At 32.6% G+C, this 14,368-nt stretch carries 19 protein-coding genes; 16 read left to right on the top strand and 3 right to left on the bottom strand.

Annotated elements, in window-relative coordinates; translation table 11 throughout:
* Positions 1–27 precede the first annotated feature (27 nt).
* Positions 28–1,185: an IS630 family transposase gene (locus PG840_RS15785; protein WP_246944702.1), complete on the bottom strand. Its 1,158-nt coding sequence runs from the start codon at positions 1,183–1,185 to the stop codon at positions 28–30.
* A gap of 402 nt (positions 1,186–1,587) precedes the next feature.
* Positions 1,588–1,887, bottom strand: a complete 300-nt coding sequence (gene tnpA, locus PG840_RS17055) for an IS66 family insertion sequence element accessory protein TnpA (protein WP_416822307.1) — start codon at positions 1,885–1,887, stop codon at positions 1,588–1,590.
* Between the two features lie 294 nt (positions 1,888–2,181).
* On the opposite strand from tnpA, the gene PG840_RS15790 reads away from it, so the two are divergent.
* The 8 genes from PG840_RS15790 to PG840_RS15825 all read left to right on the top strand — a co-directional run bounded on the left by PG840_RS15790 (position 2,182) and on the right by PG840_RS15825 (position 7,728).
* Positions 2,182–2,631 (top strand): LytTR family DNA-binding domain-containing protein, encoded by a 450-nt coding sequence (locus PG840_RS15790; protein WP_118263141.1) that lies wholly within the window; start codon positions 2,182–2,184, stop codon positions 2,629–2,631.
* A gap of 7 nt (positions 2,632–2,638) precedes the next feature.
* The gene (locus tag PG840_RS15795) at positions 2,639–3,109 is read left to right on the top strand and encodes a DUF3021 family protein (RefSeq protein ID WP_118263140.1); all 471 of its coding nucleotides are present in this window, start codon (positions 2,639–2,641) and stop codon (positions 3,107–3,109) included.
* Positions 3,110–3,681: 572 nt separating this feature from the next.
* A complete protein-coding gene (locus PG840_RS15800; protein WP_243036081.1) occupies positions 3,682–3,867 on the top strand; it encodes a hypothetical protein in 186 nt (61 codons plus the stop codon).
* Positions 3,868–4,113: 246 nt separating this feature from the next.
* Entirely contained in the window at positions 4,114–4,515 is a 402-nt protein-coding gene (locus PG840_RS15805; RefSeq protein WP_118263138.1) for a DUF4418 family protein, read from the top strand.
* The gene (locus tag PG840_RS15810; RefSeq protein WP_118263137.1) at positions 4,515–5,693 is read left to right on the top strand and encodes an ABC transporter permease; all 1,179 of its coding nucleotides are present in this window, start codon (positions 4,515–4,517) and stop codon (positions 5,691–5,693) included. Before PG840_RS15805 ends, PG840_RS15810 begins: the two co-directional genes overlap by 1 nt.
* A gap of 28 nt (positions 5,694–5,721) precedes the next feature.
* Positions 5,722–6,393: an ATP-binding cassette domain-containing protein gene (locus PG840_RS15815; RefSeq protein ID WP_118263136.1), complete on the top strand. Its 672-nt coding sequence runs from the start codon at positions 5,722–5,724 to the stop codon at positions 6,391–6,393.
* 59 nt (positions 6,394–6,452) lie between these two features.
* Complete coding sequence (locus PG840_RS15820) at positions 6,453–7,160, top strand: hypothetical protein (RefSeq protein ID WP_118263135.1); 708 nt, start codon at positions 6,453–6,455, stop codon at positions 7,158–7,160.
* Between the two features lie 49 nt (positions 7,161–7,209).
* Positions 7,210–7,728, top strand: coding sequence for a hypothetical protein (locus PG840_RS15825; RefSeq protein ID WP_118263134.1), 519 nt, complete (start codon positions 7,210–7,212; stop codon positions 7,726–7,728).
* Between the two features lie 71 nt (positions 7,729–7,799).
* Here the strand turns inward: PG840_RS15825 and PG840_RS15830 are convergent, their stop codons facing one another.
* On the bottom strand, positions 7,800–8,885 hold the full coding sequence (locus PG840_RS15830) for an IS701 family transposase (RefSeq protein WP_246944719.1): 1,086 nt from the start codon (positions 8,883–8,885) through the stop codon (positions 7,800–7,802).
* A gap of 353 nt (positions 8,886–9,238) precedes the next feature.
* On the opposite strand from PG840_RS15830, the gene PG840_RS15835 reads away from it, so the two are divergent.
* The 8 genes from PG840_RS15835 to PG840_RS15865 all read left to right on the top strand — a co-directional run.
* Positions 9,239–9,475: a DUF6973 domain-containing protein gene (locus tag PG840_RS15835; RefSeq protein WP_416887614.1), complete on the top strand. Its 237-nt coding sequence runs from the start codon at positions 9,239–9,241 to the stop codon at positions 9,473–9,475.
* 308 nt (positions 9,476–9,783) lie between these two features.
* Positions 9,784–10,026, top strand: coding sequence for a hypothetical protein (locus PG840_RS15840; protein WP_118263132.1), 243 nt, complete (start codon positions 9,784–9,786; stop codon positions 10,024–10,026).
* A 113-nt stretch (positions 10,027–10,139) separates the two neighbouring features.
* Positions 10,140–10,865, top strand: a complete 726-nt coding sequence (locus tag PG840_RS15845; protein WP_270613862.1) for an IS3 family transposase — start codon at positions 10,140–10,142, stop codon at positions 10,863–10,865.
* Positions 10,866–11,369: 504 nt separating this feature from the next.
* On the top strand, positions 11,370–11,489 hold the full coding sequence (locus tag PG840_RS17060) for a cyclic lactone autoinducer peptide (protein WP_416822315.1): 120 nt from the start codon (positions 11,370–11,372) through the stop codon (positions 11,487–11,489).
* A gap of 184 nt (positions 11,490–11,673) precedes the next feature.
* Complete coding sequence (locus PG840_RS15850; protein ID WP_118263130.1) at positions 11,674–12,018, top strand: helix-turn-helix transcriptional regulator; 345 nt, start codon at positions 11,674–11,676, stop codon at positions 12,016–12,018.
* Between the two features lies 1 nt (position 12,019).
* A complete protein-coding gene (locus tag PG840_RS15855) occupies positions 12,020–12,748 on the top strand; it encodes a LytR/AlgR family response regulator transcription factor (protein ID WP_118263129.1) in 729 nt (242 codons plus the stop codon).
* The gene (locus tag PG840_RS15860; protein ID WP_118263128.1) at positions 12,741–14,033 is read left to right on the top strand and encodes a sensor histidine kinase; all 1,293 of its coding nucleotides are present in this window, start codon (positions 12,741–12,743) and stop codon (positions 14,031–14,033) included. Before PG840_RS15855 ends, PG840_RS15860 begins: the two co-directional genes overlap by 8 nt.
* Positions 14,030–14,368, top strand: a 339-nt coding sequence (locus tag PG840_RS15865) for an accessory gene regulator B family protein (RefSeq protein ID WP_270613861.1), incomplete at its 3' end; no start/stop codon positions are given. The genes PG840_RS15860 and PG840_RS15865, both read left to right, overlap by 4 nt.

Below are 14,368 nucleotides of genomic sequence, written 5' to 3' on the forward strand. Positions count from 1 at the left end.
TATAACGAATATTAAATAATTGCTATATTAAATTGATACTGCTTCCTCTTCACTGATTTCATCCATTTTATACTTCCAGTGATAAACCACGGGTTCACGGTTCACTTCGTCAAAGTACTTGTAAATTCGTTCTTCCAACTCCTGTTTGGTATTGACACGAATTCCTCGAAGCATCTGTCTGGTCATCTTGCTGAAGAAGCTTTCAATCATGTTTAACCATGAGCCATGTTTTGGTGTAAACACAAATTTAAAACGTCCCTTTGGCATAGTATCCAGAAAGCGCCGTGTTTCTTTGGAAGTATGTGCAGAATGATTATCCAGGATGATCCGAATGGTATCCTGTGATGGATATTTTTTGTCCAGTATCTTTAAAAACTCAATAAAATCAGAACTCTTATGGGTCTCACTTACTAACGGAATTGCTTCTCCAGTGAGTAAATCAATGCCAGCCAGTAAAGAGAGCGTTCCCAGACGTTTGTATTCTGCATCACGATATACTTCCCCATGTTCTGATGTCGGGCGTAAATCCGGTACCGTATTGGAGATTGCCTGAATGCCCGGCTTCTCATCATACGATACCGTAATCGTCAGTTTATAATCGTCTGGAACAATGAGATCACCATTTTCATCAAACTGCATTTCAATCTGCTTATAAACCAACAGAACCTCATGCATTTTTGATTCAAAATCAGGATCCCGTTTTTCACAGTAATATTTGATTTTAAAGGGTTTCATATCCTGTTCCTTAAGAAATTTCTGGATATACGGTTTGGTAACGGTTGAAAGCCTTGGATATCCCGCTTCTTCTGCATGTTTCTGAATGTATTTGTGGAGAGAGGTCAACGTCCACAATTCCTGTGCATAACCGAGTTCTGTCGGTCTCTGACACGCAATATGAATCATCCATGCTTTTGCATCATCAGTGATTTCCGATGGACGTCCAGGACGCTGAACATCAAACAGTGCAGCATCTAAACCGCCTTTCTGAAACTTCGAAATACAAAGGCGTACCGTTGCAGTACTAATGGCAAGTTTATCAGCAATTTGCTGGAATGTCATTCCATCGGCTTTATATAAAAGGATTCTGGCACGGTCCACAACTTGTGCCTGAATGGTTCTCTTTTTGGATAATGCTTTAAGGTAATCTCTGTCTTCATTTGACAGAGGAAGATATGTTTTTCTCATAGTGTTCATCCTTTCTTAGATAACACTATTTTACCATACATTATCCTCAAAATATATAGTAGAAATTTAATTTATTCTATACTAGTATGTAGCTGATCTGAGAAATTAACCTATCTGGAACTTCTTTGCGAAGCTGAATTGCCTGTTTCCACAGGAAGTTTTTGCGACAGGTGCTTTTCTCGATTAGCTGGTTTCAATCCTGTGAACTGTCTTTCGGAAAACGCCTTTTCATAACGATAAATAGAACGGACAGAAATGTTGTTTTCCTCGGCAATTTTTTTCGGAGTTGAATGCGTTTTGTATCATCCAAGTTTATCTAAAGAAGTGGTGAAATCAATTGAAACCTCCTGAGTGCTTCCTATTCTTGCCATTGGTGTTTTTGTAAATGTTGTGTTGTTGTATTCATAAGATAATGAGTAAACGCATAGTTGGAGTGTCCCACAAAACAAATTTTACGACTCCTTGAATTGACAGATTTATCTCCGATTGAGTTGCGTGATCCGGAAATGAATATCCGCTTTTCTTAAGTTTGCTTACCCAATTGTAGAATATCTCAGGATAGATGCTGTTCTGTTGGCACCATTGGTAAGCTGAAAGACCTCTTTGACGGCATTTCATAATAAGTTTTATTTGATCTTCTTTACAAACTCGTTTATTTATAATGATTAATCTCCTTTTGAAAATAGAGTGAAATGTTAGCATTTCTAGCACTTCCTATCAATCATTATAGAATAAATATTCGGTGGATGCCATCCACCCTGTTAGGTGCTTACTTTTAATAGCTATGATGCCTGTTCTTGATAAGGATTATATCATTGAAGTACTCGCTTTACTAGATTTAAGAAACTAGAGAAACCAATTATAGAATAAACCATACCACATATATAGAAAGTCTAGATTTTTTTTTACAAGTGATCTAAAATAGAATTACCTAATAATAGAGTTGTTCCTTGAGTGGATTTTTTATTGGGATAGATATGACATAAAGGAGTTGAAATGGTGCGAATTGATATAAAAGTAGATAGTACAAAAAAGGATACAGAAATAATAATTGTAACTCCTAATAAGGATAAGGACATAATAGAGTTACGGGATATGATAGAAAAATACAGTAAAAAACTAAGAAAGTTAACAGGGTATAAAGGTGGTGCGGCATTTTTAATTGATATAGATGATATTTTAAGAATATATGCTTGCCGTCAAAAAGTATATGTTCAAACTGATTATGATGAGTATTCTATACGATATAGATTATATGAACTAGAAGGATTATTATACGATATGAACTTTGTAAGAATATCAAATTCAGAAATAATAAGTGTAAATAAAATTTCAAAAATCGATTTAAGTATTACTGGAAAAGTAAGTATTATTCTGTCTAAAGGAGTAACAACTTATGTTTCAAGGAGATATATACCTGCAATAAAAAGAAAATTAAAAATATGAGGTGTTTATGAATATGAAGATTATGAAATGTGCTATAAAAGGGATTTTATGGGGATTTATTCTCCACACTATATTTTCTTTAATATTATCTTTACGTATAAATACGGGAGAATTTTATACAGTTTTACCGGCATTAGTTAAGGATTATAAAAATGAATTATGTGCGACGATTATTCAAATTTGTGCATTTGCATGGTTAGCTTTTTTTGTGGAAATAGCTAATTATCTTTCCAAAAGATTGATTTTACGAGAAAAATGGCAGATGTTAGGTTATATAATACTTTTGACACTAGGTCAGTTACCTATGGCGATAATATATCATTGGAATGAACGAATTATATTGGGGATATTCTCATATATAATAATAAGTAGTATAATTACAGGTATTTTATATGTCGCTGATTGGAAAAGATTGAAAGAGGATATCGATGAAATAAGAAGAGCAACTGAGATTTTGGATAAGGAGAAAATTAAATGAAAGAGAGAAAAAAATTATCTTTAAAAAAAATTATACAGAAATTATTGATCAATTATGCATTATTTATTTTAATATTTTTTACATTGGGGTTTGTAAATAGCATAAGCGTAATCCGAATCAATTTTCTGATTGATGTATTTCTTATTATTTATTCATTATATTTTAATTTGATGTTGTTAAAAAAGGAATATAATGTACATTTTTTTGTAAAAATACTATTTGTATTTATAACAATGTTCTTAGCGATATTTGTATATTTTGCATTTTTGATGCCTGAAAATGGGTTACCTCCTGTACTATTCATGTGAAAATAAAGACAGTATATATTATAAAAGCCGGAAAAGGATTTAAAATCAAATCTTTTTTCGGCTTTTATAGCGAAAAAATTTAACCGCATGCCTGACTTTGATTGCATTCGTCAAGAGTAATGGCAAAATAATTTGGCAGATTGCTTTGCCCTAAAACTCAGTCCATAATAATTATCAGAGAATGCAAGCAGTTTACTTCATTGTATGTTGCTGGAAATGATAGATGCGAGAATTTTACTCTATTAGATTTATGGGGGATTGCCCATGAGGACAAAAGAATACCTTCCGAAGAACAATACAGTCTTATCATGGAATGCCGTCAAAGTGGATTTTCATGATACTGATACTATTTCATGTGAACAGCTATTGGATATGATTTCTACACCTAGAAAGAAAAGTAGCATTTCCGATGTAGCATCCATGAAGCTGTCTGTTGGAATTTTTTTCTGACTATCCCAAATGGAACAGATTCAAAGATTCTGGATCAAATGTTTCGCATTGTGAGAGCTGGAATGTTAGGGAATATCACTGTCGTCGATAAGGTCTATATATCGTAAGTGATTTGATATCTATTAAATTACAAAGGCTGTTTGCAATTTTGCGGAAAAATTACATCAATTATCGCATTTTTTACATTAGTAATAGAAATAGATTCATTTATGATAGGATATAATTAAAAACAAGGAGAAAAAAGAGATGAAGAAAAAAGTGCGAGTAATGTTAAATTGTATGGTGATTTTGGCTATGGTGAGTGGTTTCACAGTTTTTCCAGTGTGTAGTGATTTTCTGGAGTTATCTAATGGGAATATGGCGTATATGTCATGTCACTATATGATGAAAATGGGAATATTGGTAAGTGTACTTTTTGTAGCAGTGATTGTAGAGCAATTTTTGAATAAAAAAAATTTCAAAGTGCTTTATATTGTGTTTGGAGTGATTTTAATACTTTTAACATTACATTCACCGATTTTTGATGGACCATGTAGAAATGTTATGATGGACTGTCATAAAACGGCATGGTGTTTTAGAATGGCTGGCGGAATATCTTTAATCATAGGATGCTTGCAGTTTACAAAAGAAAAGGGGAATAGAGTGTAATGATAAAATTAGTTTTATCCAATATTTTTAGAAAGAAAAAAGATACTATTCTTACTGGTACAATCTTGGGGATAGCAGTATTTACTTTGGTATTGATAGGATGTACGTATTATCAAGTGCATGAAGGGATCAAGCTAACAAATGATAGATTGGGTGCTGATGTGATTATTTTACCAAGAACAGATAAAATTGATTATTCTTCTGCACTTTACACGGCGGAACCTTCTGAAGAATATATATATCTTTCTAATTTAGAATTTCTACATGGGGATTATAAAATTGAAGATAAAACATATCAATTTTTTACTCATACCATTAAAGCTGGATGCTGTACGGTGACAGAAGAGGCACGAGTAGTAGGATTTGATCAAGCAACCGATTTTATCATAAAGCCATGGCTGGAAATGCAAGAGTTTGATATTTTAGCAGATGATGAAATTATCATAGGCGGAGATATAACATCCGTGATTGGACAAAGAATGTCTATTCTTGGAAAAACATACAAAATAGTGGGAACCCTATATTTTACAGGAAGTGGATTGGATCAAAGTATTTTTATGGATATTGAAGAGGCAAGAAGACTTACAGAGAACAGTTTTTTTCAAAATGATGTTGACAAAAAAGTCTCATCGGTATTGTTAAGAATGAAAGAAGGAGTAAATATTGACGATTATGTTCAAAATTTTAATATGAATAATCCTGAATTGACTGCGATTTCTAAATCAGAGGCTTTGTCTTATGTAAAGAATCAATTATTAGGATGGGGACAAATAGTAGGAATTTTAATCGTTGCTATGAGCATCATTCTTATAATAGCACTCTTTAATCGATATACAGCAATAATCCAGAATAGAAAAAGGGAACTTGGATATTTAATTTCGCTTGGAATGAGCAGAAAAGAAATATGTATTTCTATAGTTGGTGAAATTTCTATTTTAGTTATCTTATATGGTGGCATTGCTGGTGGAACAGCTCTATTATGTATAAAACCGTTGGTTAATAGGTTGAAGGATTTTTTTGATTTTCCAATTTCAGTAATAGGAATAAATGAATATATTTTCGCTTTGAGTTTGGGAATTGGCTTTGCATTTGTTGTGAGTATTATGGCATGTATACTTCCTTTGATTCGAATATTAAAACAAGACCCCCAAGAATTATTTTCGATATATAACGGATAAAAAGAAGTGGATGAGGTGAAAAGAAACAATGGGAGAAGTAATATGTGAATTGAAAAAAGTAAGCAAAAAATTTAAAAAAAGTGACTGTTGCCCAATAAAAAAATTGGATATGAAAATAAATGCAGGAGATTATATTTCAATTGAAGGTGTGTCAGGAATAGGGAAAAGTACATTGCTATATTTAATAGGTGGTTTAATAAGTCCAACAGAAGGGGACATCTTTTATTTTGGGAAAAATGTTAAATCCGAAAAAGATTTTTTATCAATCCGAAAAAAAAGCATTAGCTATATCTTTCAAGATTATAGATACATTGAATTCTTCACAATAGAAGAAAATTTAATGTTTGCAGCAAGAAATCGAAAATTGTGCAAAGAAAAAATAAAAGAAGAAATGGAATATTATCTAGAGATACTACATTTGCAAGATAAAAGAAGGGTATATCCATATAATTTAAGTGGTGGACAAAAACGTCGTTTGATGATTGCAATTGCAATGATTAGAGATACTCAAATACTTATAGCAGATGAACCTACTAATGATTTGGATCTTTTTATGGAGGAAAAAGTTTTAAATCTTTTTGATGACAAAGTAAAAGAAGGAAAAACTATTATTTTGTCTACGCATAACCCAAGGGTATCACAAAGGGTAAACCTTAGATATCAAATAGAAGCTTCTAGATTATCGATTTTAGGGGGGTGATATTCATTTAGGAATCAAGTAGTCGGTAAAAATAATTCTAAGTAGAAAGAGGGAAAAAAATGAAGAAAACATTAAAAGGTATTTTAGTAACTGGTTTAGCTGCAGGAATGTGTTTAAGTAGCACAGTGACATCTTTTGCAGCGGAAAATGATCCAGCAGAAGGGAAAATTTATACGTTATCAACTACATATTTTGATATTACATCTCTTCCTGATGAAGTGGTGGATCTTTACGAAAAAAGTGGATGGATAATTAATGAAGATTATTCATACAGAAAAACTCATTTGACAACAGGAAAATTGTGGGTAAATGGTAATGAAGCAACGATTAACACGGATGGTTCATTCGAGGTGCCACAGGATGTAGACACTATTACAATTAAGTATACAGCGGACGGAGAGGAACAGATTATCAGTAAAAATGAAGAAGGTGATTTTGAGGTTGTCAATGCAGTAAATTTAGAATCTTTGATGGATAGAATGGATACCATTGCATCTGAAACAACAGCATCTGCTAGAAAAGGCTATGGAGATAAGTATTATCCAGGTGACTGGGTACATTGTAATCGATTTAATGGTCCTTTTTCTGATGGTGTACATTATGCTAAGACGAATCCTAAGGCATACACCAATTTTATAAGTAGTGATTGTGATATAGCTTTAGCTAATTCCACTGTTTGTTGGGGATGGGATTACTGTAATCAAAGTGGTCCTGCAGCAGGTTGTTCTATTGAAATTGGGCATTCTACAAAATATCATAAACATTAAAAAGATTGGTAAAGCGGGCATTTTAGGATGCCCGCTGTAAGGTGACGTTATGAAAAAAAAGGTGGCTATAATTTGTATCTTAGTAGTGCTAATAGTAACGGGAGTAGGAGTGATATTAAACAAGAATATTTCTTATAATGCTTTTATAAACAAGCATTTTTCACAAGAATTCTTAGTAAAGTCAAGCCGGGTTCAAAAAGAAATACGAACAGAAATATTAGAAAACGTATTTGATATAGTTAATTTAGAAAAGCAAGATGTAAAGAATATTCAAATATCTGATGAGACAGAAGAACAGTTATTAAAAAAAGTTTGGGAATTAGAAGTATATATTGAAAAAGTAAAAATAGATGATTTGTCTAAGGCTGATCAAGAGAGATTTTTAGAATTTAAAAAAAATTCCATAGAAAATCTTAAAGAACTTTATAGACTGATTGATGAGTATAATGAGAAAACCATACAGAATAAAAATATAACAAGCAACTATTACTTTGAGTTGCAAAGAAAGTTGACTTCACCCATTGAATCTATAAATGGTTATATTATGTTAAATGAGTTGAAAAAATAATAATATTAGAACTAATTGATGAATTAAATTATACGTTCTATAAATGAGCAAATTTGAAAAATTGCACAAAACTACACTGCGAATTTCATAAATGAATCAAAATCATTACTTTCCTTTGCGCATTGAAAAAGATAACGATACTTTTCCAGCTGAATGGTATCACAGATTTCGTGATATCCAGTTTCAAACGAACAGAACCTACCAGTACCCACTGCACACATGAAATGTGCCAGTGACATAAGTAGCCAGTACCTTTTGATTCCCTGTGCAGAGCGTATCTGATAGCCGTCCAGTGCCAGTTTATCCTTACACTGGCGGAAAAATACTTCAATAGGCCATCGACACACATACCAGGAAAGAATCTCCTGTGTAGATAGGGCTACGTTTGTACTGATGAAAGCACGCAATGCTTTGAGATTACCAAATGCTTTTTCCGGATAACTCAAAAGAACTACCGCATTTTCTATGCCGTTGAGGTTTCCCTCGTACCGGTACACATAATCGTTTTGTTTTTTGACTGTCACAAGGTCAAATTCACGATGTGTAACAGACAATTCGGCGGCCAGTTCACGAAGTTTCTTTTTCATTCCCGATGGATACAGCAAACGGTTTGTTTTCAAAGCACCGATGGTATGGACCCCTCTTTGTGCAAAGGTATTGATTATCTTTTCAGAAACATACCAGCAGTCACAAAGAAAATAGGACATTACCGGTGGAACAGGCAGCTCCTTTGCAATGCTTTGTACAATGTCAATCTTGGAAATTGACTTATTGTACATTACAAAAGAATAGTTCAGAACAATGCCATTGCAGGAAAGCATAACAGCAACTGCCTGATGCCCGTAATCCTGTTTTCCCTTTAAATGGGATTGGTGAAAATACGCATCTTCAATCGGATGTAAAGCCTGTGACGAAGGCTTTGTCTTTGAAGCTATCGTATCGTCCACAATACAGAAAGCAGGCTTTCCGGTGCGTGCTGCTTCTGAATAAATAATCTCAATGACAGAGCATTTTAACGTATCTGAAAGTAATGAATCATCCCATTTTCCGGAATTGAGGAAATGGGCAATCGTAGTTCTGTGGCAGGAACTGTTTTTAGCAAAGTCCGTGGTTTTTCCATGATATCCTGAAATGAAAATACTGATTAGGATACTCATAAGATGGTTTATTATTCGGTTCGAATAAAATTTGCATAAGTTTAATTTTTTAAACTGGTTGTATATGAATGAGGAATGATGTATAGTATTTGCGAGAGACACCTTCTTTCGTAAATGTTGCAAATGTTTGTTTAGGCACTTTCATTATACAACACACGGAATCGAGGTGTCTTTCTTTTATGCAAAATCACGAACTTGCTCATTTATAGTTATACGTTAATAGGATGCTGTAAAAGAGTGAATTAAAAAGGTTCCGAAAAAAGATTATGCATTCGATATTCTTTCGATGCTCTAAAAGTGAAGACTACAAAAAAATCAATATCATAGACTGTTGCAATGTTTAGTTCAAACAGTTGGGGGATAGAAGTGATGCTTTTTGGAATGGACTGTGGAATGCGGAGATGACTGTACTGATCACTAAAGAAAAAGCAGAATTGTTTGTTGCAGCACATGAAGATAAAAATGTGTCAAGGAACGAATCCGATGGTTATCCCAAAACAGATCATAAGTATATGGACTTGAATAATAAGGCTGGGCGTGTAAAGTATATGAAAGTGTCTGAAGATGGAATGACAGATATCATTTATTAAAATATTTATTCAACAACAGAGTTTGTATAGCTACACAAGTAATAAAGACTATTAGAATTCAAAACTTAGGGGTTAAAAATATGTGGTATATATAAAGTTTAAGAGGATAAACAGTGCGGTTTTGCACTTTCTTATTTGTGTAATTGAATACTTTCATATAGCACACTCGAACGGTTGGGATTGGGAAACAAAAAGATCGAAATGCGAAGTTAAACAGACGCCGTACGTCTGCCTAGTACAGCAACCTTCGAGATGATAAATGTATTCATTCGTAGGGAGAAAATACATTTATTACAGGGGGATAATGTATGCAGGATTACAAAAACATCAAACGCTATAAACTTTCCTTATCCGAAAGCAAAGTCATCAGACAATTGGGTGGAAGTGAATCAGGAGTTAATGCATTCCTAAGAGCATTTGAAAAGTGTGAGGTTCTGACTTATCGTATACGCCGGTATCACGAATTACGTGATAGTAGAACTGTATCCAAATCAGGTGGAAGAATCAAGACATTGAACATTCTAGCAATGAATCAGATGCCAAGTTCATAGCAACATGAAAAAATATGACGATTGTTTTCCTTTGGAACAGATGCTCTAAGAAGTGTACCGTACCGAAGACGGAAAAAGTTTCTACTGATGTTAGAATATAAATAGTACAGGATATTTATGATGATTCTAAGCAGAACTATGGTGCTCCGAAAATCACGGTAGAGCTGCATAAAACCGGTGAAGTTATTTCGGAAAGAACGGTTGGCACCTATATGCGCCAAATGGGAATCCGCGCCCAATGGAGCAAGCCATGGACGATCACCACAAAAGATTCTGATTTCAGCACAGAATTAGAAAATATCCTTGATGAACAGTTTCATCCTGATCGCCCGAATGCTGTTTGGTGTTCGGATATCACCTACATCTGGACAATAGACGGATTTGTCTATCTGACCAGTATTATGGATTTATTTTCCAGAAAGATCATTGCCTGGACACTTTCAGAAACATTGGAGGTATCTTGTGTAATTGATACTATAAATAAAGCCAAAGCTCGTCGAAATATCGATCAGCCGCTAATCATTCACTCGGATCGGGGGAGTCAGTACGTTGCAAAAGAATATAAAAAAGCAACTGAAAATATGCAGCGTAGTTATTCAAAGAAAGCATTTCCGTGGGATAATGCGTGCATGGAATCCTTCCATTCTATTATTAAACGCGAATGGCTGAACCGCTTTAAAATCCGTGATTATAAACAGGCGTATCGGTTGATTTTCGAATATCTGGAAGCTTTCTACAATACCAAACGGATTCATAACTATTGCGACTATATGTCACCGGATGAATTCGAGCGAGTATATGAAAGAACACACATAAAGGTTGAGCTTCTGGCAAGTTAAAATATGGAGAAATTTCTCATTTTAACTTGTACTAAATCTTGACATAGGACCATACAAGTATCCCCAATATTTCAAACTCTAACCGGTTTTATAAATGTGACGTTCCAAAGTAGAAGGCTTGGCTTTTCTAAGAACTTGTGATACAGTATTTTACGAAATACGACAGGTACTAGCAATTGCACGTTCGCTGAAGGCTAAACTATGTAGTTTTAGAATTTCACGATATTGGGTTATGGGGAGATTTTCTTTGAATGTGTTTATGCCCAAAATTAAGCGTATTAATACAGTACAAATGGTTTATGTAAGTGTGGCTCTGAGGAGTCGAGAATACTTAATTAACAAAAGAAAAGTTTTGGTATAATAAACCGAAGAGAAATTATTACATTAAAAGCGGGAATTATTACACTTACAAAAATATTTGCGAAAAATAGAGTAATATAAGGAAAAGAAATAAATGAAAGGATAAAGCAACAGATGAAAAAGTGTGTAAAAAAAGTAAATATGATGAGTTCTGTTACTACTTTGGCATTATTAATTACCACATTTGCGGCGAATATGAAATGTGTTTATATTTTCCATCAGCCAGAACAGAATGCAAAAATAAAAACTTTAAGAAAATTTTAAGAAAAAGCAGGCGTGTTTAAACATGTCTGCTTTTTTGAAAATGTGAAAATAAAAAATATGAATTTTAGAAAATGGTATCTCCAAAAACCCTCAATAAGAATATTACAATACTGTTTATATGAGTAATTATAAAAAGAATAAACGATAAAATATAATGGAATATTATTATTGAGGAGTCATTTATATGGAAAGCAGAGTAAAAGAACTTAGACTTGCAAGACGCCTAAGTCAGGAAATGTTAGGACAAAGTCTTGGAATTACACAACAGACAATCAGCAAAATAGAAAATGGTAAGTATGATATTCCCACCGATTTACTAATCAGCTTGTCAAATTTTTTTAATGTTACAACGGATTATATATTAGGTTTGTCAGATATAAAAAGAAATTTGGAGGGGCAAATACGTGTCAATAAAACTTTGGATGATAATTATGATTTAGTAATGCAATACAACGAATTGGATAGCACGAATAAAAAGACGTTAGATATACTTTTAAGTAGATTATGTGAAACTCAAAAGGAGAAATAATATGGTAAAGATTGCAATTTGTGATAATGATATTGTATTAACTTCTCTTGTAGAAAATCTACTGTATGAATCTGCTCAAAAAATAAATATACCGATTGAGATTGATATCTTTTTTGATGGTGTAACATTAAAAGCAAGCATGGATCAGGGGACTAATTATGATTTAATATATTTGGATATAGAAATGGAGAAGTTAGATGGTATAAAAACTGCTCGATATATAAGAAAAAAGAATTGTACTGTTTTGATTATTTATATTTCTAGTTATGAAAAGTATTTAAAAGAACTATTCGAAGTAGAGCCATTCAGATTTATTAGTAAGCCAATTGATACGATGATATTCTTCAAATATTTTTGTAGTGCATATGAAAGAATTGAAAGCGGTCAAGAACAATTTGAAATTAAATTTAAAAACGAGATTGAGCATGTTCCAGTAAAAGAAATAGTATATTTTGAAAGCGAAAAAAGATATGTGCATGTTATCACTGACAAAGAAAAGTATACATTTTATGGTAAGTTAAAAGAAGTAGAGAAACGGGTTAACAGTGGAAAATTTCTTTTTATAAGAATCCACCAATCGTATTTGGTAAATTACAAATATATTAAAAAGATTACACTTTTATCAGTTGAACTCTATAATGGTATAAAATTACGTATTAGCGAAGATCGAGTAAAAGAAGTGCGAAAAAAATTTTTTGAAATAGCAAAAGGGAGTATCGCTGATGTTTGATGTGTTTATGAATATAATGTTGTCAGTATTTTCGCTGTATATTGTGGAATCATATTTTTCCATATATTTTGCAAAATCAGAAAAAGGAATCAAAGTTCATATGGCATCTCTTGGATATGTAGTTTTCCAATATTTTTCTGATTTATTAAGCCTATTTTCACCAGTCATTCTGTTTGTATTGAATATAATTGTAGTTACATTGGTTGTTCGATGGAAATACAAAGGACTTTTTAGCACACAAATCATGATGTCTATTCTTTTGTTGATAATATGGATGATTTCAGAAGTTTTAGTGGGATACATTTTTAAGTACAAAGGACTATCCTATGAGCAAGTAGAAGTGTCAGGTTCAGTTATAAGTAAAATCATTATACTCATTTTTGTTAAGATTATGAAAACAAAGAAAAATTGGGCTGGTCAATCGGTTTCATTAGAAGTAAGTATAGGACTGCTATGTATACCAGTAAGTAGTATTTACATTGTACATAATATTTTTGCCTTATGCAGTGAACTTGAAAGTGGATTTGCCTTTCCGTTTGTTTCTTCTATTATAATTCTGGGCATGAATTGTATGGTATTTATAATATATGACAAATTAGCATTAGAAGAAGAACTTTATAGAAATAATTTGTTGTTTACCCAGCAATTAGATTTTAATGAAAGACAAATGCGGGAAAGGGAATTATCTGTACAAGAATTCAAAAGATTACGCCACGATATGAAGTCACATTTATTCAGTATAAAAGCTTTTTTGCAAAATCAGCAAGTTGAAAAAGCTGTTTTGTATATCGATAATATTGCAAATTCTGGTGGTTTATCTTCAAAAGATGTGTGTAAGAGTGGACATATTATAATTGATGCATTGATTAATTATAGATGCTCAATTGCCGAAGAAAAAGACATAAAATGCAATATTGTCCATCAAATTCCTACAGAGTTATATTTTAGAAATAGTGATATATGCGTTTTGTTAGGAAATGCTTTCGATAACGCCATTGAAGCAGCAGAAAAGGTAGAAATTTCAGAACGCTATATAGAGCTGAGAATGGGATACAATAAAGGGTGTCTTCTTATAGAAATATCAAATTCTTATAATGGCACTATCAAAATGGGGAATAAAGGGGAATTTATGACAACAAAGCAAGATCAAAAAAATCATGGAATAGGGATGGTATCTATGAAAAAAGTTGTTGATACATATAATGGAGAAATGACTATAAATGCAGAAAATAACATTTTTGAAATGACAATTATGTTATATGAAAGAGAAGGAGAGCGACTATGATTGAAAAAATTTCTCACCACATAGTTATGTATGCTATTGCAAAAGGTGAAGTAGATGAAAAAGATTATGACATTTATAAGTATGGATTTTGGATCGGAATTGAATTATGCATTAGTATTATTGTAAGTGTGTTGTGTGCGATTAGCTTAGATAGTTTAATAGAATTAATATTATTTTTGAGTATATTTGCTCCACTTAGAGCATTTGCTGGTGGAATTCATTTAAAAACATTTAAAAACTGTTTTTTATTATCCATTGGTAGTTTGATATTAATTTTGAGTATTGTAAAATATTGTAATCTACCAGTTATGTTATTAAATTGGGGAATATTATGT

Source organism: Coprococcus sp. AM97-35, from assembly GCF_027697525.1.
GTDB lineage: Bacteria > Bacillota > Clostridia > Lachnospirales > Lachnospiraceae > Allocoprococcus > Allocoprococcus comes.